Raw genomic sequence first — 287 nt, 5'->3', positions numbered from 1 at the left:
CATATCGCCGCATCACATGGCGACTGGTGCCGTTCCTGGTCTTCCTGTTCATCCTCGCTTGGATCGACCGGGTGAATGTCGGCTTTGCCAAGCTGTCGATGCTGCAAGACCTGCAGTTCAGCGAAGCGGTGTACGGCCTGGGTGCCGGCATCTTCTTCATCGGCTACTTCCTGTTTGAAGTGCCGAGCAACCTGTTGCTCGAGAAGATCGGCGCACGCAAAACGCTGGCGCGCATCACCATCCTCTGGGGCCTGGCCTCGATGGCGATGATCTATGTGAAAACACCG

Annotated in this window: 1 protein-coding gene; it reads left to right on the top strand. The window is 58.2% G+C overall.

Annotated features, from left to right (window positions below; genetic code table 11):
* Positions 1–26: 26 nt before the first annotated feature.
* Positions 27–287: MFS transporter (locus tag RVY79_RS19035; protein WP_317466118.1), on the top strand; the 261-nt coding region annotated here is incomplete at its 3' end.

This window comes from Chromohalobacter sp. HP20-39, from assembly GCF_033052815.1.
In the GTDB taxonomy this organism is placed as follows: Bacteria; Pseudomonadota; Gammaproteobacteria; order Pseudomonadales; family Halomonadaceae; genus Chromohalobacter.
Note: the sequence above shows the minus strand (reverse complement) of the source record. Positions and strands in the feature narration are given on the sequence as shown.